Annotated in this window: 18 protein-coding genes and 2 tRNA genes; 14 read left to right on the top strand and 6 right to left on the bottom strand. The window is 70.4% G+C overall.

The features are described 5' to 3' along the window. The first annotated feature begins 647 nt into the window (after positions 1 to 647). The 8 genes from dnaN to QC283_RS27745 all read left to right on the top strand — a co-directional run bounded on the left by dnaN (position 648) and on the right by QC283_RS27745 (position 10,733). Positions 648 to 1,778: a DNA polymerase III subunit beta gene (gene dnaN / locus QC283_RS27780; protein WP_003975054.1), complete on the top strand. Its 1,131-nt coding sequence runs from the start codon at positions 648 to 650 to the stop codon at positions 1,776 to 1,778. Between the two features lie 216 nt (positions 1,779 to 1,994). Continuing rightward, entirely contained in the window at positions 1,995 to 2,870 is an 876-nt protein-coding gene (gene gnd / locus QC283_RS27775; protein ID WP_279564440.1) for a phosphogluconate dehydrogenase (NAD(+)-dependent, decarboxylating), read from the top strand. A gap of 64 nt (positions 2,871 to 2,934) precedes the next feature. Beyond that, positions 2,935 to 4,056, top strand: coding sequence for a DNA replication/repair protein RecF (gene recF, locus QC283_RS27770; RefSeq protein ID WP_279564439.1), 1,122 nt, complete (start codon positions 2,935 to 2,937; stop codon positions 4,054 to 4,056). Continuing rightward, positions 4,053 to 4,658 (top strand): DUF721 domain-containing protein, encoded by a 606-nt coding sequence (locus tag QC283_RS27765; protein ID WP_279564438.1) that lies wholly within the window; start codon positions 4,053 to 4,055, stop codon positions 4,656 to 4,658. The genes recF and QC283_RS27765 overlap by 4 nt, the downstream gene beginning before the upstream one ends. Positions 4,659 to 5,093: 435 nt before the next feature. Then, the gene (gene gyrB, locus QC283_RS27760) at positions 5,094 to 7,154 is read left to right on the top strand and encodes a DNA topoisomerase (ATP-hydrolyzing) subunit B (RefSeq protein ID WP_279564437.1); all 2,061 of its coding nucleotides are present in this window, start codon (positions 5,094 to 5,096) and stop codon (positions 7,152 to 7,154) included. Between the two features lie 42 nt (positions 7,155 to 7,196). Next, the gene (gene gyrA / locus QC283_RS27755) at positions 7,197 to 9,791 is read left to right on the top strand and encodes a DNA gyrase subunit A (RefSeq protein ID WP_279564436.1); all 2,595 of its coding nucleotides are present in this window, start codon (positions 7,197 to 7,199) and stop codon (positions 9,789 to 9,791) included. An 18-nt stretch (positions 9,792 to 9,809) separates the two neighbouring features. Next, complete coding sequence (locus QC283_RS27750) at positions 9,810 to 10,556, top strand: DUF3566 domain-containing protein (protein WP_279564435.1); 747 nt, start codon at positions 9,810 to 9,812, stop codon at positions 10,554 to 10,556. Positions 10,557 to 10,656: 100 nt separating this feature from the next. Further along, positions 10,657 to 10,733, top strand: a tRNA-Ile gene (locus tag QC283_RS27745). Between the two features lie 64 nt (positions 10,734 to 10,797). Here QC283_RS27745 and QC283_RS27740 read toward each other — a convergent pair. Continuing rightward, the gene (locus tag QC283_RS27740) at positions 10,798 to 11,136 is read right to left on the bottom strand and encodes a DUF7144 family membrane protein (protein WP_279564434.1); all 339 of its coding nucleotides are present in this window, start codon (positions 11,134 to 11,136) and stop codon (positions 10,798 to 10,800) included. Between the two features lie 345 nt (positions 11,137 to 11,481). Next, entirely contained in the window at positions 11,482 to 15,684 is a 4,203-nt protein-coding gene (locus tag QC283_RS27735) for an nSTAND1 domain-containing NTPase (RefSeq protein ID WP_279564433.1), read from the bottom strand. Positions 15,685 to 16,172: 488 nt separating this feature from the next. On the opposite strand from QC283_RS27735, the gene QC283_RS27730 reads away from it, so the two are divergent. Next, positions 16,173 to 16,367, top strand: coding sequence for a ferredoxin (locus QC283_RS27730; RefSeq protein WP_279564432.1), 195 nt, complete (start codon positions 16,173 to 16,175; stop codon positions 16,365 to 16,367). A 20-nt stretch (positions 16,368 to 16,387) separates the two neighbouring features. Then, positions 16,388 to 17,341 (top strand): FkbM family methyltransferase, encoded by a 954-nt coding sequence (locus tag QC283_RS27725; protein ID WP_279564431.1) that lies wholly within the window; start codon positions 16,388 to 16,390, stop codon positions 17,339 to 17,341. A gap of 55 nt (positions 17,342 to 17,396) precedes the next feature. Here QC283_RS27725 and QC283_RS27720 read toward each other — a convergent pair whose 3' ends face one another. Both QC283_RS27720 and QC283_RS27715 read right to left on the bottom strand, forming a co-directional pair. After that, positions 17,397 to 18,164, bottom strand: a complete 768-nt coding sequence (locus QC283_RS27720) for a glycosyltransferase family 2 protein (protein WP_279564430.1) — start codon at positions 18,162 to 18,164, stop codon at positions 17,397 to 17,399. A gap of 245 nt (positions 18,165 to 18,409) precedes the next feature. Next, entirely contained in the window at positions 18,410 to 18,781 is a 372-nt protein-coding gene (locus QC283_RS27715; RefSeq protein ID WP_279564429.1) for a DUF6344 domain-containing protein, read from the bottom strand. A gap of 337 nt (positions 18,782 to 19,118) precedes the next feature. On the opposite strand from QC283_RS27715, the gene QC283_RS27710 reads away from it, so the two are divergent. Beyond that, positions 19,119 to 19,247, top strand: a complete 129-nt coding sequence (locus QC283_RS27710; protein ID WP_003999697.1) for a DLW-39 family protein — start codon at positions 19,119 to 19,121, stop codon at positions 19,245 to 19,247. Between the two features lie 209 nt (positions 19,248 to 19,456). Continuing rightward, positions 19,457 to 20,887, top strand: coding sequence for a hypothetical protein (locus QC283_RS27705; RefSeq protein WP_443032702.1), 1,431 nt, complete (start codon positions 19,457 to 19,459; stop codon positions 20,885 to 20,887). A gap of 80 nt (positions 20,888 to 20,967) precedes the next feature. On the opposite strand, the gene QC283_RS27700 is transcribed toward QC283_RS27705, so the two are convergent. Together QC283_RS27700 and QC283_RS27695 are read right to left on the bottom strand one after the other, a co-directional pair. Next, positions 20,968 to 22,599 carry a serine/threonine-protein kinase gene (locus QC283_RS27700; protein ID WP_279564428.1) on the bottom strand — a complete coding sequence of 544 codons (1,632 nt, stop codon included), beginning with the start codon at positions 22,597 to 22,599 and terminating at the stop codon, positions 20,968 to 20,970. An 85-nt stretch (positions 22,600 to 22,684) separates the two neighbouring features. Next, positions 22,685 to 23,233 (bottom strand): helix-turn-helix domain-containing protein, encoded by a 549-nt coding sequence (locus QC283_RS27695; RefSeq protein WP_279564427.1) that lies wholly within the window; start codon positions 23,231 to 23,233, stop codon positions 22,685 to 22,687. 178 nt (positions 23,234 to 23,411) lie between these two features. On the opposite strand from QC283_RS27695, the gene QC283_RS27690 reads away from it, so the two are divergent. Next, positions 23,412 to 23,484 (top strand) — tRNA-Ala (locus tag QC283_RS27690). Between the two features lie 432 nt (positions 23,485 to 23,916). After that, positions 23,917 to 24,693, top strand: coding sequence for an isoprenyl transferase (locus tag QC283_RS27685; protein WP_279564426.1), 777 nt, complete (start codon positions 23,917 to 23,919; stop codon positions 24,691 to 24,693). The last annotated feature ends 11 nt before the right edge of the window (positions 24,694 to 24,704 follow it).

The following is a 24,704-nucleotide window of genomic DNA, read 5'->3' as shown; positions in this document are numbered from 1 at the left end:
GCTGCCTGTGGATTCGTGGACGAACGATCTCCACAGGCTGTGGACAACGAACGGATCCACAAGCTGTGCATGAAGTTGTCCACGGGCAACCCACAGGCTGAGCCATGTTGTCCCCAGCGATCCCCAGCTTCTCCACATGGCTGTCCACTGTTCGGCAACCCGACGCGCTCTCTCACCACGTCGAGTGAAAGGCGTCACATCGAGCCCCCTGGTTGGGCTGTGGGAAACATGGGTAAACCTGGGGACGCAGCTGGGGAGAAGTCGCCTCTCCCTGTGCACGGAGTGTGCAGAACTTTCTGTTCTCCACAGACGGGCCCGGTTGTCCACCGGCTCCGCCCACAGGACCGGTGGACAAAATTCCTGCTCTGACCTGGGAAAACGAGGTTATCCACGGTATCCACAGGCCCTACTACTACTAGCGACTAGAGAGAGTGCGGAATCCGTTTCGAAGTGGGCCCTGTGCACAACTCGCCCTCTCGAGCCCGACCGCCCCTCGTCGCGACTTGACCCCGAACGGCACCTACTGTCAGTGGGGTGCGTCAGACTGGTCCCCGGTGTCCTGCCCCTCACCGGGACCGATGACACCGATCCAGACGACGAAGGCCAGGCAGGGCGAGCAGCGCCGGCAACAGCAGGAGGCGGCAACAGTGAAGATCCGGGTGGAACGCGACGTACTCGCGGAGGCAGTGGCCTGGGCGGCTCGCAGCCTCCCGGCCCGTCCGCCGGCGCCGGTCCTCGCGGGCCTGCTGCTGAAGGCCGAGGAGGGGCAGCTGAGCCTGTCCAGCTTCGACTACGAGGTCTCGGCGAGGGTGTCGGTGGAGGCGGAGATCGAGGAGGAGGGCACGGTCCTCGTCTCGGGCCGTCTGCTCGCCGACATCTCCCGTGCCCTCCCCAACCGGCCGGTGGAGATTTCCACAGACGGTGTACGGGCGACGGTGGTCTGCGGTTCCTCGCGGTTCACCCTCCACACCCTTCCGGTGGAGGAGTACCCGGCGCTGCCGCAGATGCCGGAGGCGACGGGCACGGTCCCCGGTGAGGTCTTCGCCTCGGCCGTGCAGCAGGTCGCCATCGCCGCCGGCCGTGACGACACGCTGCCCGTCCTGACCGGCGTGCGCATCGAGATCGAGGGCGACTCGGTGACGCTGGCCTCCACCGACCGCTACCGCTTCGCGGTCCGCGAGTTCCTGTGGAAGCCGGAGAACCCGGACATCTCCGCGGTCGCCCTGGTGCCCGCCAAGACGCTGCAGGACACCGCCAAGGCGCTGACCAGCGGCGACCAGGTGATCCTGGCGCTCTCCGGCTCGGGCGCGGGCGAGGGCCTGATCGGTTTCGAGGGCGCGGGCCGCCGTACGACGACGCGCCTGCTGGAGGGTGACCTCCCGAAGTACAAGACGCTGTTCCCGACGGAGTTCAACAGCGTCGCCGTGATCGAGACCGCCCCCTTCGTGGAGGCCGTCAAGCGTGTGGCCCTGGTCGCCGAGCGCAACACCCCGGTGCGGCTCAGCTTCGAGCAGGGCGTGCTCATCCTGGAGGCCGGCTCCAGCGACGACGCACAGGCTGTGGAAAGGGTGGACGCCCAGCTGGAGGGCGACGACATCTCGATCGCCTTCAACCCGACGTTCCTGCTGGACGGTCTGAGCGCGATCGACTCGCCGGTGGCGCAGCTCTCCTTCACGACGTCCACGAAGCCGGCGCTGCTCAGTGGCAGGCCCGCGGTGGACGCCGAGGCGGACGAGGCCTACAAGTACCTGATCATGCCGGTGCGGCTGAGCGGCTGAGCCCTCGGGACTCGGCGTCGATCGCCGATCGTCCACGGTTGTCCACAGGGTGAGGGTAAACCCGCAGGTGAGGGCGTACGTATGAGCGCGTACGCCCACAGCTGTGCACGGGCGTCCGGGTTTAGGCTCGGACGTGGGTACGAAAGTGCCGCGGCACGCATCCGGCGGGCAAGGACGTGCCGTCCCGCCACCTCGCACACCTAAGGAACGCAACTGATGGAGCTCGGTCTCGTCGGCCTCGGCAAGATGGGCGGCAACATGCGCGAGCGGATCCGCCGCGCGGGCCACACCGTCGTCGGATACGACCGCAATCCGGACCTCGCCGACGTCCACAGCCTGGAAGAGCTTGTGGGCAAGCTCAGCGCCCCCCGGGTGGTGTGGGTCATGGTTCCGGCCGGGGAGGCCACCCAGGCCACCGTCGACCGGCTCGGGGAGCTGCTGGAGCCCGGTGACGTCGTCGTGGACGGTGGGAACTCCCGCTGGACGGACGACGAGAAGCACGCCGAGGAGCTGGCGGCCAAGGGCATAGGCTTCGTCGACTGCGGCGTCTCCGGCGGCGTGTGGGGCCTGGAGAACGGCTACGCGCTGATGTACGGCGGCGACGCGGAGAACGTCGCCAGGGTGCAGCCGGTCTTCGACGCCCTCAAGCCGGAGGGCGACTTCGGCGCCGTGCACGCCGGGAAGGTGGGCGCGGGCCACTTCGCGAAGATGGTCCACAACGGCATCGAGTACGCGATGATGCAGGCCTACGCCGAGGGCTGGGAGCTGCTGGAGAAGGTCGACTCCGTGGAGAACGTCCGCGAGGTCTTCCGGTCCTGGCAGGAGGGCACGGTGATCCGCTCCTGGCTGCTGGACCTGGCCGTCAACGCGCTGGACGAGGACGAGCACCTGGGCGGGCTGCGGGGCTACGCGCAGGACTCCGGTGAGGGACGCTGGACTGTGGAGGCCGCGATCGACAACGCGGTGCCGCTGCCGGCGATCACGGCGTCGCTGTTCGCGCGGTTCGCGTCCCGGCAGGACGACTCGCCGCAGATGAAGATGATCGCCGCGCTGCGCAATCAGTTCGGCGGGCACGCGGTCGAGAAGAAGTAGGCAGCACCCGAAGGTTCACGCCTGAAGGTCAACACCCGAAGGTTGGGGAGGTCGGCGAACGACCATGCACGTCACGCATCTGTCGCTGGCCGACTTCCGTTCGTACGCCCGGGTCGAGGTCCCGCTGGACCCGGGCGTCACCGCCTTCGTCGGGCCGAACGGGCAGGGGAAGACGAATCTGGTCGAGGCGGTCGGCTATCTCGCCACGCTCGGCAGTCACCGGGTCTCCTCCGACGCGCCCCTGGTCCGCATGGGCGCCGAGCGTGCGGTGATCCGCGCTCAGGTCAAGCAGGGCGAGCGGCAGCAGCTGATCGAGCTGGAGCTGAACCCGGGCCGCGCCAACCGTGCCCGTATCAACAGGTCCTCGCAGGTCAGGCCGCGTGATGTGCTCGGCATCGTGCGTACGGTGCTGTTCGCCCCCGAGGATCTCGCGCTGGTGAAGGGTGACCCCGGTGAGCGGCGCCGCTTCCTGGACGAGCTGATCACCGCCCGCTCGCCGCGCATGGCCGGGGTGCGTTCCGACTACGACCGGGTGCTCAAGCAGCGCAACACCCTGCTGAAGTCGGCCGCGCTCGCCCGCCGCCACGGCGGCCGCACGATGGATCTGTCCACGCTCGACGTATGGGACCAGCATCTGGCGCGCGTGGGCGCCGAACTGCTCGCGCAGCGGCTGGATCTGATCGCCGCGGTGCAGCCGCTGGCGGACAAGGCGTACGAGCAGCTGGCCCCGGGCGGGGGCCCCGTAGCCCTGGAGTACAAGCCGTCGGCGCCCGGTGAGGCGCACACGCGTGAGGATCTCTACGAGCAGCTGATGGCGGCGCTCGCCGAGGTGCGCAAGCAGGAGATCGAGCGGGGCGTCACCCTGGTGGGTCCGCACCGGGACGATCTGCTTCTCAAACTCGGCTCGCTGCCCGCGAAGGGGTACGCCTCTCACGGCGAGTCCTGGTCGTACGCGCTGGCGCTGCGGCTGGCGTCGTTCGACCTGCTGCGGGCGGAGGGGAACGAGCCCGTTCTCGTCCTGGACGACGTTTTCGCCGAGCTGGACGCGCGGCGGCGGGAGCGGCTGGCCGAGCTGGTGGCCCCGGGTGAGCAGGTGCTGGTGACGGCCGCGGTCGACGACGACGTACCGGATGTGCTGGCGGGGGCGCGGTTCGCGGTGGCGGAGGGGGCGGTGGAGCGCGTATGAGCGCGGACGGACCGGCCTTCGGAAAGCCTGCCGGTGGCAGCGGCGGCGCCAACGGAAGCGGCAGCGGCAAGGAAAGCGGCAGCGGCACGGGCCCGGAGCCGTCGGGTGTGGATCTCGCGCGGGTGGCGCTCAGGGCGGCGCGGGAGGCCGCACGCGCGCGTGGGGACGCTGCGCAGCAGAAGAAGCAGGCGCGGCGCGGGGGCCTGCGCTCCGGCGCGCGTGCCGACGGTCGTGACCCCATGGCGCTGGGCTCGGCGATCAACCGCCTGATCACCGAGCGCGGCTGGGAGACGCCGGCCGCGGTGGGCGGGGTGATGGGCCGGTGGCCGCAGATCGTCGGTGAGGACGTGGCGAAGCACTGTGTGCCGGAGCGGTACGACGAGGACGAGCGGGTGCTGGTCGTGCGCTGTGACTCGACGGCCTGGGCGACGAATCTGCGGTTGCTGGCGCCGACGCTGGTGGCCCGGCTCAACGAGGATCTCGGGCATGGGTCGGTTCGGATGATCAAGGTGCTGGGGCCGGGTGGTCCCGGCGGTCCCGGGCGTCGTTACGGGCCGCTGCGCGCCCCCGGAAGTCAGGGTCCGGGCGACACCTACGGGTGATGCGGAGGGTGCTCTGGCACCCCGTCAGACGTGGGTGATGTACCTCACATAAATGGGCGTCAGTGGGTGGTGTGAACCCTCGACGCCTGCTCCGTCGTACCACCGCACACGGTTGCGAATCACGATCTGACTCCCAAGTAGCCAAGGGTTGACGCCTCGAAGCGCTGAGTGCCGTTGTGAGCCTCTTGAGGCCCCCATCCGCATATCGGGAGTCGGACGAGCCTCGTTCAGGGCGGCACATGCGGACTCAGGTACCGGCAAACCCCCATCAGTGTCAGTGCTACCGGTAGAATGGAAGACAATCCCGCCCCGAACGTGGGGACCGTCCGGGACAAGCTGAGCAACGCTGATCAAGGCTTACCAACGCAACATGCCGCAGCCGCTCCGGCAATCCGCCGACGAGCCCGGCTCGTGCTGTGCCAGAAAGGGCGCTTCGTGGCCGATTCCGGCAACCCCAACGAGAACAACCCGTCCACCGACACCGGCGTGAACGAAGCGGTGAGCACCCCGAACGGCGAGGCTCCCGCCTCGTACGACGCCAGTGCCATCACCGTCCTCGAGGGTCTGGACGCGGTCCGCAAGCGACCCGGTATGTACATCGGCTCGACCGGTGAACGTGGCCTGCATCACCTGGTGCAGGAGGTCGTGGACAACTCCGTCGACGAGGCGCTGGCCGGCTACGCGGACACGGTCGACGTCACGATCCTCGCCGACGGCGGTGTCCGGGTCGTCGACAACGGCCGTGGCATCCCGGTGGGCATCGTCCCCTCCGAGGGCAAGCCCGCCGTCGAGGTCGTGCTGACCGTGCTGCACGCGGGCGGCAAGTTCGGCGGCGGCGGTTACGCGGTCTCCGGTGGTCTGCACGGTGTGGGTGTGTCCGTCGTCAACGCCCTTTCCACGAGGGTCGCGGTGGAGGTCAGGACCGACGGCTACCGCTGGACGCAGGACTACAAGCTGGGTGTCCCCACGGCACCGCTGGTTCGGCACGAAGCCACCGAGGAGACCGGCACGTCGGTCACCTTCTGGGCCGACGGTGACATCTTCGAGACCACCGACTACTCCTTCGAGACGCTCTCCCGGCGTTTTCAGGAGATGGCCTTCCTCAACAAGGGCCTGAAGATCAACCTCACCGACGAGCGCGAGTCGGCGAAGGCGACCGCCGGCGCGGACGAGGCGGGCGAGGACGAGAAGCACGAGGTCAAGACCGTCGCGTACCACTACGAGGGCGGCATCGTCGACTTCGTGAAGTACCTCAACTCCCGCAAGGGAGAGCTGGTGCACCCCACAGTGATCGACCTCGAGGCCGAGGACAAGGACAAGAGCCTGTCCCTCGAGATCGCGATGCAGTGGAACGGCGGCTACACCGAGGGTGTCTACTCCTTCGCCAACATCATCCACACCCACGAGGGCGGTACGCACGAGGAGGGCTTCCGTGCGGCGCTGACCTCGCTCATCAACAAGTACGCGCGCGACAAGCGCCTGCTGCGCGAGAAGGACGACAACCTCACGGGTGACGACATCCGCGAGGGTCTGACGGCGATCATCTCGGTGAAGCTGGGCGAGCCGCAGTTCGAGGGCCAGACCAAGACCAAGCTGGGCAACACGGAGGTCAAGACCTTCGTCCAGCGGGTGGTCTACGAGCACCTGGCCGACTGGCTCGACCGCAACCCGAACGAGGCCGCGGACATCATCCGCAAGGGCATCCAGGCGGCCACCGCGCGCGTGGCGGCCCGCAAGGCCCGCGACCTGACGCGTCGTAAGGGTCTGCTGGAGACGGCGTCGCTGCCGGGCAAGTTGTCCGACTGCCAGTCGAACGACCCGACCAAGTGCGAGATCTTCATCGTCGAGGGAGACTCCGCCGGCGGCTCGGCCAAGTCCGGCCGGAACCCGCAGTACCAGGCGATCCTCCCGATCCGCGGCAAGATCCTCAACGTCGAGAAGGCGCGCATCGACCGGATCCTGCAGAACCAGGAGATCCAGGCGATGATCTCCGCGTTCGGCACGGGGGTGCACGAGGACTTCGACATCGAGAAGCTCCGCTATCACAAGATCATCTTGATGGCGGACGCCGATGTCGACGGCCAGCACATCAACACGCTGCTGCTGACCTTCCTGTTCCGCTTCATGCGGCCGCTGGTCGAGGCCGGGCACGTGTACCTGTCCCGTCCGCCGCTCTACAAGATCAAGTGGGGCCGGGACGACTTCGAGTACGCGTACTCCGACCGCGAGCGCGACGCGCTGATCGAGATGGGCCGCAATGCCGGCAAGCGCATCCGTGAGGACTCCGTGCAGCGCTTCAAGGGCCTCGGCGAGATGAACGCCGAGGAGCTGCGCATCACGACCATGGACCAGGAGCACCGCGTTCTCGGCCAGGTCACGCTGGACGACGCCGCGCAGGCCGACGACCTGTTCTCGGTGCTGATGGGCGAGGACGTCGAGGCACGGCGCCAGTTCATCCAGCGCAACGCCAAGGACGTCCGCTTCCTCGACATCTGAGTCGGTCTCAGCTGACCGCACCAGGAAGGACCTTCACCAGCAATGACCGACGAGAACACTCCTGTGACGACGCCCGAGGGTGACGCCCTGGCCATGCGTGTCGAGCCCGTGGGGCTCGAGACGGAGATGCAGCGCTCCTACCTCGACTACGCGATGTCCGTCATCGTCTCGCGCGCGCTGCCCGACGTCCGCGACGGCCTCAAGCCCGTCCACCGCCGCGTGCTGTACGCCATGTACGACGGCGGCTACCGCCCCGAGCGCGGCTTCTACAAGTGCGCCCGTGTCGTCGGCGACGTCATGGGCAACTACCACCCGCACGGCGACAGCTCCATCTACGATGCCCTGGTGCGCCTCGCCCAGCCGTGGTCGATGCGCATGCCGCTCGTCGACTCCAACGGCAACTTCGGTTCGCCGGGCAACGACCCGGCGGCGGCCATGCGGTACACCGAGTGCAAGATGGCGCCGCTGGCCATGGAGATGGTCCGTGACATCGACGAGGAGACCGTCGACTTCACGGACAACTACGACGGCCGCTCCCAGGAGCCGACCGTCCTGCCCGCCCGCTTCCCGAACCTGCTGATCAACGGCTCGGCCGGTATCGCGGTCGGCATGGCGACCAACATCCCGCCGCACAACCTGCGCGAGGTCGCGGCCGGCGCCCAGTGGTACCTGGAGAACTACGAGGCCTCCCACGAAGACCTGCTCGATGCGCTCATCGAGCGCATCAAGGGCCCGGACTTCCCGACCGGCGCGCTGGTGGTGGGCCGTACGGGCATCGAGGAGGCCTACCGCACAGGGCGCGGCTCGATCACCATGCGGGCGGTCGTCGAGGTCGAGGAGATCCAGAACCGCCAGTGCCTGGTGGTCACGGAGCTGCCGTACCAGACCAACCCGGACAACCTCGCGCAGAAGATCGCCGACCTGGTGAAGGACGGCAAGATCGGCGGCATCGCGGACGTCCGTGACGAGACGTCGTCCCGCACCGGCCAGCGCCTGGTCATCGTGCTCAAGCGGGACGCGGTCGCCAAGGTCGTCCTGAACAACCTGTACAAGCACACCGACCTGCAGTCGAACTTCAGCGCCAACATGCTGGCCCTGGTCGACGGTGTGCCGCGCACCCTCTCCCTGGACGCGTTCATCCGCCACTGGGTGAACCACCAGATCGAGGTCATCGTCCGGCGTACGAAGTTCCGCCTGCGCAAGGCCGAGGAGCGGGCGCACATCCTGCGTGGCCTGCTGAAGGCCCTGGACGCCATCGACGAGGTCATCGCGCTGATCCGGCGCAGTGACACGGTGGAGATCGCGCGCGGCGGCCTGATGGACCTGCTGGAGATCGACGAGATCCAGGCCAACGCGATCCTGGAGATGCAGCTGCGCCGCCTGGCGGCCCTGGAGCGCCAGAAGATCGTCCGGGAGCACGACGAGCTCCAGGCGAAGATCACCGAGTACCGGGAGATCCTCTCCTCCCCGGTCCGCCAGCGGGGGATCGTCGGCGAGGAGCTGGCCGCGCTCGTCGAGAAGTTCGGCGACGACCGCAAGACCAAGCTGATCCCGTACGAGGGCGACATGTCCATCGAGGACCTGATCGCCGAGGAGGACATCGTCGTCACGGTCACGCGTGGCGGTTACATCAAGCGCACCAAGACCGACGACTACCGGGCGCAGAAGCGCGGCGGCAAGGGCGTGCGCGGCACGAAGCTCAAGGAAGACGACATCGTCAACCACTTCTTCGTGTCCACCACGCACCACTGGCTGCTCTTCTTCACCAACAAGGGCCGGGTCTACCGTGCGAAGGCCTACGAGCTGCCCGACGCCGGCCGCGACGCGCGCGGTCAGCACGTGGCGAACCTGCTGGCCTTCCAGCCGGACGAGTCGATCGCCCAGATCCGCGCGATCCGCGACTACGAGGCGGTGCCCTACCTGGTCCTGGCCACCAAGGCCGGCCTGGTGAAGAAGACGCCGCTGAAGGACTACGACTCGCCGCGCTCGGGTGGTGTGATCGCCATCAACCTGCGTGAGCAGGCGGACGGTTCCGACGACGAACTGATCGGCGCGGAACTGGTCTCCGCCGAGGACGATCTTCTGTTGATCAGTAAGAAGGCGCAGTCGATCAGGTTCACCGCCTCGGACGACACGCTGCGCCCGATGGGCCGTGCCACCTCGGGCGTAAAGGGCATGAGTTTCCGCGAAGGGGACGAACTGCTCTCGATGAATGTTGTTCGAGCCGGTACGTTCGTGTTCACTGCCACTGACGGCGGTTACGCGAAGCGGACCTCTGTCGACGAGTACCGGGTCCAGGGCCGCGGCGGCCTCGGCATCAAGGCTGCCAAGATCGTCGAGGACCGTGGATCGCTCGTGGGCGCGCTGGTGGTCGAGGAGCACGACGAGATCCTCGCCATCACACTCTCTGGCGGTGTGATTCGTACGCGAGTCAGCGGGGTCAGGGAGACGGGCCGTGACACCATGGGCGTTCAACTGATCAATCTGGGCAAGCGCGATGCCGTCGTCGGCATCGCACGCAACGCCGAGGCGGGACGCGAGGCGGAGGAGGTCGACGGCGATGTGGTCGTCGACGAGACCGCCGAGGGTGCCGCGACCACCGGCACGGACGAGGGTGAGGCGCCCTCGGCTGAGTAGCACGAGGAGAGAGTCATCGTGAGCGGAGCCACGGGCGCCGGATCGGCCGGTACCTCCAGGGGTACGGATACGGGCGGCGGCGGCCGTGGCTCCGCAGCGCGTGCGACGGATTCGCACACGACTCAACTGCGCAAGATCGACGACGACGCGACCGACTCCCATTCGGCGAGCTCGTCCAAGACGCATGGATCCCAGGGGGGAACTGTGACGGACACCCGAGGCCAGCAGACACAAGCCGCGGCCTCGCCGCTGCCGGGAGAACGGCAGCCCCAGCAGCCCGGCGGGCCGTACCACCCGCCGCAGGCCTACCAGACCCAGGGAGGCCAGGGCACCCAGGGCGGCAACGCGTCCGCCGCCGTGCGCCGCCCGCGCACCGGCGCACGCACCACGCCCCGCGTCCGCAAGGCACGCCTGCGCGTGTCGAAGGCCGACCCCTGGTCGGTGATGAAGGTCAGCTTCCTGCTCTCCATCGCGCTCGGCATCTGCACGATCGTCGCGTCCGCCGTGCTGTGGATGGTCATGGACGCCATGGGCGTCTTCTCGTCGGTCGGCAGCACGGTCTCCGAGGCGACCGGCTCGAACGAGTCCAACGGCTTCGACCTGCAGTCGTTCCTCTCACTGAGCAACGTGCTGCTGTTCACGACGGTCATCGCGGTCATCGACGTCGTCCTCGCGACGGCGCTGGCCACGCTCGGCGCGTTCATCTACAACCTGTCCGCCGGCTTCGTCGGCGGTGTGGAGCTGACGCTCGCCGAGGACGAGTGATCGTCGCTCGGCGGCCGCGCGCCAACCGATTTTGGGACTGCCCGCCTCGTGCGCTAATCTTCAGGAGTCAGCGCGCGGGACATACACCGCAGAGCGCGGCGGGGCTATAGCTCAGTTGGTTAGAGCGCATCCCTGATAAGGATGAGGCCACAGGTTCAAATCCTGTTAGCCCCACCAGTGTGAAGACCCCCAGCCGGTAGCGGCTGGGGGTCTTTTCGCGTCCGGTCTTTTGGTTGTCCGGTCAAGCGAAGGTGGCGGCGAGCCGGGCCATGCCCCACAGGATGATCAGGTCGAGCGTCATCACACTGATCGACCACAGGGGGTAGTAGGGGATGAACATGAACTGGGTCACCAGGCTGATCGCCGCGATTGTCACCGCGGCCGCGCGGCCCCAGCTCACCGCCCGCAGCACCGCCACACCGATCAGCACCAGCGCGACACCCACGACGAGGTGGATCCAGCCCCAGCTGGTGAGGTCGAACCGGTACTCGTAGTGGCGTGGCACGCCGAAAAGGCGGTCCTTGGCGATGCCGGCGATGCCCTGGAGGATGCTCAGCACGCCGCTGATGAGGAGCGGCACACCGAAGTACCTCATCGGTCCGGCCGGCTGGCCATCGTTCCGGGCGCCTCTGGTCTCCTGCCGTGCTCCATGAGGCATGTCCACCATGACCTGTCGACCCTTCGTCTCGGGGCGGCCGTCACCGCGCCTCACGGCGCGGCGGGAAGCGAACGCATCCCTTCACGGTCACAGCGTCACCCCGCAGCGGTCGCGCGGCGACCGCACTGGGGCATACGGGGCTGCTCCAGGCGTCAAGGCTCCCCGTGGGAACGGCGGACGAGAACGCCCGGCCGCTGGCGACGGGGGATGCGCCAGCGGCCGGGCTGTGGCCAAGGCTAACAAGGTCGGATGTGTGGCGGGAGCCATTCACTGATCGCACGGGGGTTCGTACGAGAGGCGCGGCAGGTGCTCGTGCCACTTCTCCTCGGTCAGTACGCCCCGGGTGGCCGAGCAGATGCTGTCGATGGCGTCGTCCACACCCAGGTTCCACAGCCGGACGGTGTCCGTGCCGCTGGACACCCCGAGCATGTGACTCACGGGGCTGAAGGACAGGAAGCTGCCGGTCTTGGCGTTGGGGCTCATCGACTCCCCGATGGCATCGGCTTCGGCGGGCGTGTGGACGTCCCAGAGCCGGACCGTGTTGTCGTTGGCGCCGCTGGCCAGGGTGGCGCCGTCCTGGCGGTACGACAGTGACACCACCGAGTCGGTGTGGCCCGTGAGGGTGGAGACCGACCGGTTCGTGCCGTCGCCGTCGCCGACGTCCCAGAGCCGGACCGTGCCGTCGTCGCTGCCGCTGGCCAGCGTATGACCGTCCGGGCTGTAGGCGAGCGCGTTGACGGGTCCCAGGTGCCCTGTACGGGGCGCGCCGAGGCGTGTGGCGTGGCCGGGGTCGGTCACGTCCCAGAGCCGCACGGTGTCGTCCGCGCTGCCGCTGGCCAGCGTATGGCCGTCCGGGCTGAAGGCGAGGGTGTTGACGTATCCCGTGTGGCCGGTGAGGGGCTTGCCGAGCGGGCGGGGGCGGGACGGGTCGGCGGTGTTCCACAGCTGGACGGTGCGGTCGTCGTAGGCCGTGGCCAGGGTGTGGCCGTCCGGGCTGAACGCCAGCGTGCCGGGGCCCGCGTAGCGGGTGCGCAGCGCTACGGGGGGCCCGTGGGCGGTGGGCACGGCCGGGTCCGTGACGTTCCACAGCTGTACCGCGCGGCTTCCGGTCAGCACGGCGAGGGTGTCGCCGTCCGGGGAGAACACGAGCGACCGGATGTCGCCCTCCCCCGGTCTGAAGGGTGCGCCCAGTGACAGGGGCCGGTCGGGGTCGGTCACGTCCCACAGCCGGACCCTTCCGTCGCGCGCCGCCGTGGCCAGTACGTGCCCGTCCGGGCGGAACGCTCCGATGCGGCCGTTCATGTCCGACGTCGGTATCGACCACAGGCGGGCCTTGCTGTCGCCGCTGCCGGTGGCGAGGGTGCGGCCGTCGGGGCTGAAACCCAGGGCGTACATCTCCCCGCTGCTTCCCGCGAGGGGCACACCGATCTGCGACGGGTGGGCGGGGTCGTCGACGTTCCACAGGCTCGCCGTGCTGTCCGCGCTGGCCGCGGCGAGCATGTCCCCGTCGGGGCTGAAGGCCACCGACCAGACGGGGCCGGTGTGCCCGGTCAGCGGTGAGCCGATCCGTGTCGCGTGGCCCGGGTCGGTCACGTCCCAGAGCCGGACGGTGTCGTCCGCGCTGCCGGTGGCGAGTGTGCGTCCGTCGGGGCTGAAGGCCACGGAGTGCACCAGGCCGGTGTGACCGGTCAGCGGCGCGCCGATCCGCTCCGGGCGGCGTGGATCGGCCACGTTCCAGAGTCTGACCGTGTCGTCGTCGCCGCCGGCTGCCAGCGTCCGCCCGTCAGGGCTGAACGCCACCGAGCGCACCGCCGCGGTGGGGCCCGTCAGGGCGTCGAGCGCCTCCGGACGGCGCGGGTCGGTGACGTTCCACAGCCGTACGGCACGGTCGTCGTGGGCGGAGGCCAGAGTGCGGCCGTCCGGACTGAAGGCGAGCAGGTAGACGGTGCCGCCCCGGCCGGCCAGGGGAGCACCGAGCGGGCGCGGGCGGCTGGGGTCGCCGATGTCCCAGAGCAGGATCGTGCCGTCGTCCGAGGCGCTGGCCAGGGTGCGGCCGTCCGGGCTGAACACCGCCGAGCTCACCCAGCTCGTGTGTCCGGTGAGGGCCTCGCCCAGCTGTTTCGGACGGGCGGGGTCCGACACGTCCCACAGCCGCACGGTCCGGTCGTAGCTGGCCGTCGCCAGGGTCCGTCCGTCGGGGCTGTAGGAAGTGAGGTAGACGGCGCCCGTGTGGCCGAGCAGTGGCGTGGCCAGCGGCGCGTTCACGATCGAGAGCAGCCGGTTCCGCACGCCGTCGTCGTCCGGCCGCAGGCGGTGCGCCGCCAGGTCGAGCTGGGCCGACAGCGACGGGTCCGTGTACTGGACGCGGTCCGCCTCGGCGACCACCTGCTCGAACACCGCGTCGTTGCGCTGCTGCCACGCGATCACCGCCGAACCGACCGCCACGAGCGCCAGGACGACCAGCGCCGACACGGCGGCACGGCTGATCAGGACGGTGCGCCTGCGCAGCCTGACCGCGGCGGCCAGGAACTCCACCGCGCTCCGGGTCAGGAAGGTGCCGTCGTCCGACTCCGACCAGCCGCGGGCCTGCTCCAGGCGGGAGCCCCGGTAGAGCAGCGAGGCGTCCCGGTCCGACTCCTCCCAGGCCCGGCCGTCCTCCTCCAGCCGCTGGCGCAGCAGGTTGCCGGTGCGGTCCCGGTCGATCCACTCGCGCAGGCGGGGCCAGGCGTGGAGCAGCGCCTCGTGAGTGATCTCCACGGTGTCCGCGTCGAGTGTCACCAGCCGGGCGCGCACCAGTGCCTCGAGCGATTCCTCCGTCTTGCCGGGATCCCTCGACTCCTCCGCCAGCCGGCGCAGGGTGCCTCGCCGGCGGGTGGCCTGGGTGTCCTCGCTCAGTCTGACGAGCCTGAGCAGGAGCAGCCGCGCGGCCGTGCGTGCCGCCGGGTCGAGTCCCGACCAGGCCCGTTCGGCGGTCGCCGCCACCGCTCCCTGGATCCCGCCGGCCGCGCGGTAACCGGCCAGCGTCAGCCGGCCCGCCTTGCGCCGCTGCCAGGTGGAGAGCAGGGCGTGGGACAGGAGCGGCAGCACGCCCGCGTCGTGTGCCCCCCGCGGGCCGTCGGTGCTCACCTCCCGGATGATCAGCTCCGCCAGCCCCGGTTCGAGTTCCATGCCCACGGCCCTGGCCGGCCCGGTCAGGGCTTCGCGCAGTTCCGCGCTGGTCAGCGGCCCGAGCACCATGTGCCGGTGCTGCAGGGCGTCGGCCAGCTCGGGGTAACGCAGGCACTGCTCGTAGAAGTCGGCGCGTATCCCGAGGGCGACGAGCGCGGGCGCCGGGTCTCCCTGATCGCCGGGTACGCAGGCGGCCTGGAGGAGCCGGACGAAGGCGCGGCGGTCCGACTCGTCGGGGCAGAGGGTGAAGACCTCCTCGAACTGGTCCACGATGACGACCGGACGGGCCGCCGGTACCTGGGCTGCCGCCGGTACCTGGGCTGCCGTCGGCACCTGGTCTGTCGTCGGCACCTGGTCTGTCGTCGACGTCTCGGCCGTCGACGTCCGCGCCCTGCCGCGGGCCCATGCCGCGAAGGCCTTCCTGGCCGCACGCGTGACTTCCGCGGCGCCCGGCTCCTCCTCCGCCGCGTCCTTCGCGGCGGAGGAGGAGCCGGTGGAGGCCGTGGACACGGCGGCGACGACGGGCGCGAGCTCGGGGATCCGGCGGGCCAGCTCGCCGAGCGGATCGCCTCCCGGCACGAGCTGGAGTACCTTCCTGGGCCGGGCGGTCCCGTCGTACCCGCTGTCCCCGCTGTCCCCGCTGTCCCTGTTGTTCTCGCTGTTCTCGTCGGCCTCTTCGTCCAGCGCGCCGTTTCGCAGGGCAGGCACCAGACCGGCGTTCAGCAGAGACGACTTTCCAGCCCCCGAGGCGCCCACGAGCATGACCAGCCCGCCCGTGTCCTGTGCGGCGCGGAGCTGGTCGACGAGGGCGTCCGTGCTCCGCTTCCGCCCGAAGAACCAGCCGGCGTCCTGCTGACGGTACGCGGCCAGTCCGCGGTAGGGGCAGACACCGCCGGGCTCGGCCGGGGGCTCGGCCGGGAGGCGTTCCTGGTCCGCGGCGGACGGCACCGGGCGCTCGCCGGTCGGGTCGGCCACCGCCCGCTCCCACAGGCGCTGCCACTGGCCCAGGTCGTACAGGCCCGGGGAGACCGGTACGGGTCGCGCGCGCCGCGCCAGGGGGACGAGGACGTGCAGCACCGCCGCGAGGGCGGGAAACTGGGCGGGTACGTTCCTGGCCCGCCGCCAGTCGCTGATCCGCTGTGCGGAGACCCGTACGGGGCGGCCTCGTTCGTCGACCCGCTGGAGCCGGGCGACCGCCTCGGACACGCGTTTGAGGGGAGGGTTGCCGGCCTCCTTGTACAGCAGTGCGAGACGTTCCGCGAAGGCCGTGCGTGCCCCTGAGTCGAAACCCAAGGTCTCCACTCCTTACTTCCCCCGCACCTGGACGTCCGGACCGGAAAACTCACTCTATACGCCTGACCTGCGGCTACGTCATGGTCGCGGCGCCGGAACCTCCTCGTCGGCGACCACAGATGGCAGGATCACGTCGCAGTCGCGAGCCGGCCGCCCGACACCCGGACAGGTCAGCGGCCCAGCGCCCGCGGGGCCACCCCGTGAGGCCGCACGTTCTCGGTCAGCTTTCGCCGACGCAGCCCTCACCGACCCGGTCCGGTACCGCGTACAACACGCCGCCGGCATGGTTCGGCAGCGGTCCCCACGAGGGGAGGGACCGGTGCCGGACCATGTCGGCGCGGCCCGGTCCCCGAACCGTCGCCGGTCACCGGACCGCGCGACGCTGGACGATCTTCCGGCCGGCGGGGCAACAGGCGGGCCGACCGGACGGATTCAGGGCACCCGTCCGCGGGCAGGCAGGTCGTGATGGTTCCGAACCGACCGCCGCTGGAGTGCGTATGAGGATCTCCGTCGACCCCGAGCAGTGCTACGGCTCCGGCGACTGCGTCCACCGGGCCCCGTCCGTCTTCACCAAGGTGGGCGGTCTGGGCGCCGTGATACCCGGACGTGAGCACGATGTCGACGTGCCACGGGTGCGCGAGGCGGCCGAGGGGTGCCCCTCCGCTGCGATCACCATCACGGGGGAGCACTGAGCATCCGAGGGGAATCGAGGATGTCAGCGCCTTCCGAACTACTCGTCACACTTGCCCGCGGATACGTGAGAAGGGCTCCCGGCACGCTGCTCAAGGGAGTGGTCGCCGCGCGTTACCTGAGCCCCCGCCTGCGCGACCACCCCCGTCAAAGGGTGGTCGACGCCAGGTTCGACGCCATGTCCGGGGCCGGGCCCGGGGCAGAGTCCGCAGCCAGGTTCGCGGTGGACACCCAGGACCTGATCCAGCGGTACATCTACATGTACGGCGTGTGGGAGCCCCACCTGATGCGGTGGCTCGCGAGTCGGCTCCGGACCGGCGACGTCCTCGTCGACGTCGGTGCGAACATCGGGTTTCTGAGCGTCTACGGCTCCCGGCTGGTGGGGACGACGGGCCGGGTGGTGGCGATCGAGGCGTCCCCCGCCTTCCACCGGCGGGTGCTCCAGCACGCCGGGATCAACGGGTGCGACAACATCCGTGCGGTCAACGCCGCGGTCTCGGACAGCCGCAGGACGCTCACCTTCGTCCTCGCGAGCTCACGGAACATGGGCGCGAACAGCATCGTGCCGTGGGACGGACCGGCGGAGTCCACCTTCGAGACGGAGGCGCGTCCACTGCCCGAGCTCCTCCAGCCGGACGAGATCGCGCGAGCACGTGTGATCAAGATCGATGTGGAAGGCGCGGAAGGCGGTGTCGTCCGCGGGCTCGCCCCGATGCTCGACGAACTCCGTCCCGACGCGGAGATCGCTGTGGAGGTGACTCCTGGGCGCATGGAGCGACTGGGCGATTCCGTCGAAGAGCTGCTCGAGACGATGCGCGAGCACGGCTTCCACACCTACCGCCTGGCCAACGACTACGCGCCGCGGAGCTATCCGGGTGCCCTCCGCCGTCCCGAGCCCCCAGTGCGATGGCGCGGGCCGGTCACCGCCGAGAGCGACCTGGTCTTCTCCCGGGTCGACGCCGAGACGCTGATCTGACTCCGCCTGGCCGCCCGGCTGCGGGGCCTGGCCGGGCGGGGCGGGGCCGTGAGCTTCAGGCCCCGGCCGGGAAACTCCATCCGAGGGAGGCCAGCGACCGTGCCCTGGCCTCCACCACCGCCATCCGGGCATTCCGTTCCGCGGGGTCCACATGGGCCGCCTGACCGGTCACCTGGCCCTCCCACTTGCGGTAGAGAAGGCCCACCTCTTCGGAGAACCAGCCCCGGCTCACGCAGTTGAGCGCCAGCAGCAGGCCGGTGTCCTCGGATGCGGGCAGGGCCATCCAGCCGCCGAGCGCGAGCAGCAGATCGCGCCGCACCAGGAGGGTCGCCGGGTGGACCTGGGCGCGGAAGGCGTTCGCCTTCCAGAAGTCGAGCACTTCGCCGCGTTCGATCGGCCCGTGGCCCGGGTCGCCCGGGAAGCCGGCCGTCGAACCGTCCGGCAGGAGGTCCAGGGCCCGGGACGTCGCCCATCCGAGCGTGGCGTCGGCCTCGAGGGCGGCCAGGTCGCGGGCCAGGGTGCCCGGCGGAAGCTGATCGTCGGCGTCGAGGGTCTTCACGTACTCGCCGTCCGCGTGGGGCAGGGCCATCGTGCGGGCCACCCCGGGGCCGCCCTGCTGCCCCCGCCGTCCCTGCCGGAAGACGACGCGTGGGTCATCAGGCACGTGCGGCCGTATGTCGTCCGTCCGCCCGTCCTCCTGGATCACCCAGCGCCATTCCCACCCGTCGGGCAGCTCCTGCGCGCGCAACGAGGCATGGGCCTGCGGCAGAAAGCGGGCCGAGGGGCCGTGGACGGCGGTGATGACGACGATGCGCCGGCTCACGGCAGCGTTCCCACCTTTCCGGATGAGGGGTCCGGCGCGGCGGCCTTCGCCGGCTCACCGGTTCCGGGCCAGGCTACGGCTCTCCAAGAGGTTCTGAGGAGTGGGGTCGCCGCAGACATGGCGGCGGCCCGGCTGCTCTGTCGAGCGGCCGGGCCGTTTCTCGCGTGTGGTGCTGTACGCAGATCGCCGTGACGTCGGGGCTGGGCGTGGGCGGCGCGACGGGTGCCGTGCGCGCGCCTGGCCGCTCAGCGCTGCAGAGGCGCGGTGTGCTGTGCGGCGGCGTGCTGGGCCGGGGACTCGGCGGGGTCGTCGCACAGGAGGTCGGTGGCCGCGGGGGCGTCGGCGAGCGGGCGGTTGCGGCAGCTGGGGGCCTTGCCGTGGGCCTCGGCGCGGATGCGCTGTTTCATCGTGGGAGGCAGGGAGCCGGTACGTGACCAGGACCAGGGGACCGCCGTCGCGGGTGCCGCCTCGGGGGAGGCGCTCTCGGTGTTGCTGTGCGTTCCGGTCTGCGGTACGGCCGCCGAGGCGGTCGTCGTGACAAGTCCGAGCGCCGTGCACAGCGCGAGGAAGGCGGTGACGATGGTGGTCCACAGCGTCAGGACCTTGTTCCGGGCCATGACCCCTCACTTTCGGGTTGGGCGATTTGCGTACTTTCCTCATGATGTGTATGAGCACCGCGAAGTGGTGGACCAACGCTCGCGGCGCGTGGATGTTCAGATGAACACCACCCGGATGGGCGCAAGGGGGCGGAAAAGGTGCTCAGACGGGAGGGAGACGGTCAAAGTAACCGTCCGTGGAGGTGTGATCACCGTCCGATCAGAACGGCTTCGTCCGCTCTTATCGGGTTCTGGCGACGGTCAGTTGGCCGCCGACACAGGTAACCGATCGGTATCGGCCGGTGTGTATAGTCGGGCGCCAGAGGTCCCCTACGTCAAGGAAAGACGAGGTCGCGCGGTGAAGAAGCTTCTCCTGGTCGCACTGGCCGCCATCGGCGGGCTCCTCGTGTACCGCCAGATCCAGGCGGATCGCGCCGAGCAGGATCTGTGGACGGAGGCGACTGACTCCGTGCCCACGGGTTCGTGAGTACGACCGACATCCGGTCCTGAGCAGACCCCGGCCGTCATACGGTCGGGGTTTTGTGTTGCCCGGGTTCTGTCGCCGGGGCGCTGCGGCCGCGGTACCGCTGCCGGGATTCCGAGCGAGGGCACGGGAGAGCGGGGCGCGCGGCAGGATGGGCCACGGTCGGTCCGGGTGGCGGCGACAGCGCCGGTGAGCGCGAGGGGTGGCGGGTGATGGGTCGGTGGTGTACGGCTTGGCGGCGTGCTGGGAGGGGACGAGCCGGGTGGGGGCGTGCCGGAGCGGGGCGTGACCGGTCGCCGGCGTACGCGCGGACCGCGTCGGCGCCCGCGCCCGCGCCGCTCACGCCGCGCGCGCCCCTGCGGGGGACGCCCGCGCGGCTGGCCGTCGTGACAGCGGTACTGGCCACGACCGCCGCTCTGCCCGGCGGCGGCGCGGCTCTCGCGGCCGACGGGCCCGTCGGTTACACCTTCGCCGAGGACGCGCGGCGGATCGAGGGCGCGAGCGGCGCCTCGGACGCCGCACCGCTGGAACCCGGCGCCACGTACCGCAGCTCCCTGCCGAGAGACGGCACCCTCCACTACCGCCTCGAACTCGGCTCCGCCGCCCTGGACACCTACGTCTCCGTCACCGCCGTACCCGGCCCCGGCGGCGAGGTCACCGCGGTCGACGGCATCCGGGTCTCCTTACAGGACGCCGACGGCGGATCCTGCACCTCGGACAGCGCGACCTTCGGCGCCGCCCACAGCGCACGCCCGGTCACGGCCTGGATCACCCGCGAGATCACCCCCGGCGAGACCCGGTGCCAGGACCCCGGCACCTACTACGTCACGGTCGAGCGGTCCCGACCCCAGGACTCCCCGCCGAAGGCCTGGGACCTGGAACTCACCGCCGTCACCGAGCCCCACCCGAAGCAGACCGGCGCGACCACCGCACCCGAGGCCTGGAACTCCGCATCGCCCGAGCCCCTCACCGGCGATCCGGAACGCCGCCCGGGCGGCAGCGGCTTCGCCCACGCCACCAGCGTCGGACAGGGCGCCTGGCGCGACGACATCCGGCCCGGACAGACCCTCTTCTACAAGGTGCCGGTCGACTGGGGCCGCCAGCTGTACGCGACCGCCGAACTCGGCGGCTCCGGCGACGGCTCCGGCTACGCCACCAGCGCCCTGCACCTCGCCCTCCACAACCCCGCGCGCGGCGAGGTCGAGGACGCGGCCAAGGGCTACACCGGCCGCCGGACGACGGCCGACCTGGCTCCCCTGCCGCCGGTCGCCTACGCCAACCGGTACGCCACCGACCGACAGACCGGTGCGATGCGGTTCGCCGGCGACCACTACCTCGTGGTGCACCTCGCGGCGCAGGTGACCGACGACTTCGGCGAGGGGCCCTTCGAGCTGACGCTGCGCGTACGGCTCGGGGGAACGGCGCAGGACGGCCCCGAGTACGCCGGGGAGTCCGAGCCGAAGGGCGTCTTCGAGGTCACGGCCCAGGAACGGGCGGCCGCGCCGGAGAAGGGCGCAGCCGCGAGTGACGACCTCGCGATGAAGGCGGTCGCCGTGGGCGGGATCGGTACCGGCACCCTGCTGCTCGTCGGCCTTGGCGTGTGGACGGTGGCGGCACGGCGCAGGCCAGGCGGGACGACCTGACGCAGGCCCGGACCCATCGCCCCGGCGCGGCTGACGACCTGACGGAGGCCCCGGACCGATCGCCCCGGCGCGGCTGTGGATCAGATCCGGGTCAGGGCCCAGAAGCCCACGGCGTAGCAGGCCAGGGCGAGGAGCAGAAGAGGTACGGCCACCCTGGCCGGAGGCCCGGGACGGCGCCGCCGCCGTGCCGCACGGTGCTGCCGGTACGCCCGGGCAGGAGGGGCCGTTCGCGGGCTCCGCGCGGTGTACGAGGCGGTGGGCACGTCGACGCGCTGCTGCGGGGGCGGCGACGTCAGGGCCTCAGCCGGAGGTGGCGGGTACGGGGGCCGGTACCGCGGGCTTCCTTGGAAGGCCGGGGCCTGTGCGTGCGATTGCGGACCGGGTACCGGCGGGGAGGCGACGTGCGTCTGCGGGGGCGGCAGGTGGAAACTTCCGGTCTCCGACATGCCGGCCGGCCGAGCGGACCCGGGGAACGACGCCGCCTGCGCACCGTCCGGGGCGGACGGTCTTGGGCCCGGGGCGGGCGGGGCCGCGTCCGGGCTCCATCCCGAGGGGTGCGGGGACCACGCTTCGGCCGGGCTGGGTGGCGTACTGCCCGGGAACGACGGCGTACTGCCTGAGAGGGACGGCGTACCGTCCGGTAAGGGAGGCGTGCCGCCCGGGAGCGACGGCGTGCCGCCCGGGGACGCTTCCGGGCTGGACGGGTCGGAAGCGTCCCCGGGCGGGTCGGACGGAGCGGACGGGCCAGACCGACCGGACGGGTCAGACCGACCGGACAGGTCGGACGGCCGTCGTGGGTCCGCCGGGGTGGCGTCCACCCCCGACGCCCGCTTGAGAGGCCCCTCCGGTCCGAACCCCGAAGGCAGCGGGCCGATCTGGTCGAAGATCTCGATCAGCTCGTCGTCGGGCCCGGGCTCCGGCAACAACTCCGCCGCCGAGGCCAGCGCCTTGCGCGCCCCCGTCGCCGTACGGAACCTCGCGGGCGGGTCCGGCTGCACCAGCGTCGCCACGACCTGCCACAGCGGCTCGGGAACCCCCTGCGGCGCGGGCGGCGTCCCGTGCTCGGCGAAGTACTGCACCAGCGCCTTGGCGTTGGGCTTGGCTCCCTCCAGCAGGTACAGGGCGACCAGGCCCACCGCGAACAGGTCCGCGGGGAAGTCCGGTTCCGCGCCCATCATCTGCTCCGGCGCCAGGTAACCCGGCGTCCCCACCACGAGGTTGGTCTCCGTCAGCCGGGGCTCACCCAGCCGCATCGCGATGCCGAAGTCGGACAGCCGCAGCCGGGGCCGGCCCGTCCCGGTCGCTTCGAGCAGCAGGTTGGCGGGCTTGATGTCACGGTGCACGACGCCCTCGGCATGTACCGCGGCCAGGCCCGACAGCAGCTGGTCGAGGAGCGTGCAGACGAAGGCGGGCGGCAGGGGGCCGTAGTCCCCGACCAGGTGGACGAGCGAACCGCCCGCGACCAGGTCCATGGTGAACATGACCTTGTCGTCGTCGGCGGCCCAGCTCGCCGGCGCGAGCACATGCGGGTGATCGATCCGCATCGCCTGCTCACGCACGAACCGCAGCAGCGAGTGCGCGTCCCGCTGCTGGAGCACCTTGGCGGCCACATACCGCCGACGGCGGTGGTCCCAGGCACGCCAGACGGCACCGACCCCGCCGCGGCCGATCGGGTCGACCAGCTCGTACCGGCCCGCGAACACCTCACCCATGGCTGTGCGCCGCTCCTCCCCTGGAACCTGTCACGCCACTTGCGCGATCCGGCCGCCGAACCCCTCCCGGCGACCGGACCCGGGATCAGTTCTGGTGGGACTGGTAGTGCGCCACCGCGTCCGAGGTGCGGCCCGCGCCGTACACCCGCAGGAACTCCGCCAGTTCCGGGTGGGAGGGCGACAGGGCGTCCGCCGCGTCGATGATGTCCCCGGCGGCGGCCACCGAGCGCAGCAGCGACTGGATCTCGCGGACCACCCGCTTGACCGTGGGCGCTCCCGAACTGCTCGTGGTCGTCGTGGTGTTGCTGAGCACCGAGCCCCCCTGCGACTTCTTGATCTCGTCCATGCGCTCCGTCGCCTCGGCCGCGCTCACGCTGCCGTCCGCGACCTGCCCCGCCAGGTCCTGCAGCAGCTGCACCCGCTGGACCACCGCGGGGTTGCCGATCTTCGCCCGCTGGCCGCTCATCAGCTGCGACAGCATCGGCGCGGACAGCCCCAGCACCCCTGCGAGACGAGCCTGGTTGAGACCAAGATCGTCGATGAGCCTACGGAAGAGCGCCCCCAGCGGCTCCCCGTACCAGTTCCGCTGCAGTTCCCGCGCTCTTGCGGTGGCTTCCTGCTGTGCGGCGTCCATTGCGTCTCCCCATCGCTTCCCCAAAAACCGCAGTTCGCTCCAGCGAACCACGCCGAGCATCTTACGGAGCGTGCTGTTTCCCCGGGACCCCCAATCATTTGTGAGATACCGGGGGCGACCCGGTACTCTTGTCTGCGGCACCCGCCAGTACGCGGTACACCGGCCGGATGCCTCTCAAGGGGCCTTAGCTCAGTTGGTAGAGCGCTGTCTTTGCATGGCAGATGTCAGGGGTTCGACTCCCCTAGGCTCCACCGCAGGTCAGACGCCCTCCGGGACACTTCCCGGAGGGCGTCTGCGCGTTTCGGGAAGTGTCCCGGAACACGGCACCCACCACCCCGCGGCCCCGTCACCGGTCACAGGACCGGCCCCGAGAAGTGACGGGTGACACCCGGCCGTCCCCCTCGGACGACACACACCGACATGATCGTCAACCGCCTCAGCAGGGAAGGAAGTTGATGCGACCGCGTCCCTGGACACCGCCGCCGGACCGCGCGACCGGAACAACCGCGGCCCCACGGCGTACACCGACCCCCAGGGGCCCGTCGAGCACCCCGGTGGAGCTGTCTGCTCTTGATATCGTCACCCCACAGGGCACCAGCGCCACACCCCTGCGGGGCGGTGCCACGTGGCACATCGCCGTCGCAGCCGACCGGCCGCTGCCGACGAGGTGGAAGGGGTAGACCATGCGGGCGAAGGTACGGGCCGCTCTCGACGCGATCTATATGAAGCGCCTGGTCAGAGAGTTGGAGGGACGCCAGCGCCCACAGCACATCGGCATTATGCTCGACGGCAACCGCCGGTGGGCCAAGATGTCGGGCATCGACGACCCCCGAGAGGGCTACCGGGCCGGCGGGGCAAAGGTGCAGGACTTCCTGCGCTGGTGCGACTCCGCGCAGATCGAGCACGTCACCCTGTTCATGCTCTCCGACGACAACCTCCGTCGCCCCGAGGAACAGCTGACCCCGCTCATCGACATCATCGCCGAGGTCGTCGAACAACTGGCCGCACCGGGCAACCCCTGGCCCGTCGAAGCCGTCGGCGCACTGGACCTGCTGCCCGCCGAGTCCGCGAGCCGCCTCAAGACCGCCACTGCCGCCACCCAGGGCCGCCAAGGCGGCACCAAGGTCGACGTCGCCGTCGGCTACGGAGGCCGACGGGAGATCGTCGACGCCGTACGGTCCGCCCTGACCGAGCACAGCTCCCAGGGCGGGGACATCGACGAGTTCATCGAGACCTTCACCATGGAGCACATCTCCAAGCACCTGTACTCCAAGACACGGTCCGAATCCGACCTCATCATCCGCACCTCCGGCGAACAGCGGCTCTCCGGATTCCTCCTCTGGCAGTCCGCCTACGCCGAAGTCCACTTCTGCGAGACCTACTGGCCGGACTTCCGCGAGATCGACTTCCTGCGCGCCCTGCGCTCCTACTCCCTGCGCGAACGCCGCTACGGCCGCTGAGCAGAAGTTTC

It is taken from the genome of Streptomyces sp. DH41, from assembly GCF_029813785.1.
In the GTDB taxonomy this organism is placed as follows: Bacteria; Actinomycetota; Actinomycetes; order Streptomycetales; family Streptomycetaceae; genus Streptomyces.
The sequence above is the reverse complement of the archived record's forward strand: the minus strand, read 5'-3'. Positions and strand labels throughout refer to the sequence as shown.

What these genes read in the sequence shown, in the direction of transcription:
- gnd (WP_279564440.1), top strand. Translation starts at nt 1,995, where the DNA reads ATGGAGCTCGGTCTCGTCGGCCTCGGCAAGATGGGCGGCAACATGCGC.
- recF (WP_279564439.1), top strand. Translation starts at nt 2,935, where the DNA reads ATGCACGTCACGCATCTGTCGCTGGCCGACTTCCGTTCGTACGCCCGG.
- QC283_RS27765 (WP_279564438.1), top strand. Translation starts at nt 4,053, where the DNA reads ATGAGCGCGGACGGACCGGCCTTCGGAAAGCCTGCCGGTGGCAGCGGC.
- gyrA (WP_279564436.1), top strand. Translation starts at nt 7,197, where the DNA reads ATGACCGACGAGAACACTCCTGTGACGACGCCCGAGGGTGACGCCCTG.
- QC283_RS27730 (WP_279564432.1), top strand. Translation starts at nt 16,173, where the DNA reads ATGAGGATCTCCGTCGACCCCGAGCAGTGCTACGGCTCCGGCGACTGC.
- QC283_RS27725 (WP_279564431.1), top strand. Translation starts at nt 16,388, where the DNA reads ATGTCAGCGCCTTCCGAACTACTCGTCACACTTGCCCGCGGATACGTG.
- QC283_RS27715 (WP_279564429.1), bottom strand. Translation starts at nt 18,781, where the DNA reads ATGGCCCGGAACAAGGTCCTGACGCTGTGGACCACCATCGTCACCGCC.
- QC283_RS27705 (WP_443032702.1), top strand. Translation starts at nt 19,457, where the DNA reads ATGGGTCGGTGGTGTACGGCTTGGCGGCGTGCTGGGAGGGGACGAGCC.
- QC283_RS27700 (WP_279564428.1), bottom strand. Translation starts at nt 22,599, where the DNA reads ATGGGTGAGGTGTTCGCGGGCCGGTACGAGCTGGTCGACCCGATCGGC.
- QC283_RS27695 (WP_279564427.1), bottom strand. Translation starts at nt 23,233, where the DNA reads ATGGACGCCGCACAGCAGGAAGCCACCGCAAGAGCGCGGGAACTGCAG.
- QC283_RS27685 (WP_279564426.1), top strand. Translation starts at nt 23,917, where the DNA reads ATGCGGGCGAAGGTACGGGCCGCTCTCGACGCGATCTATATGAAGCGC.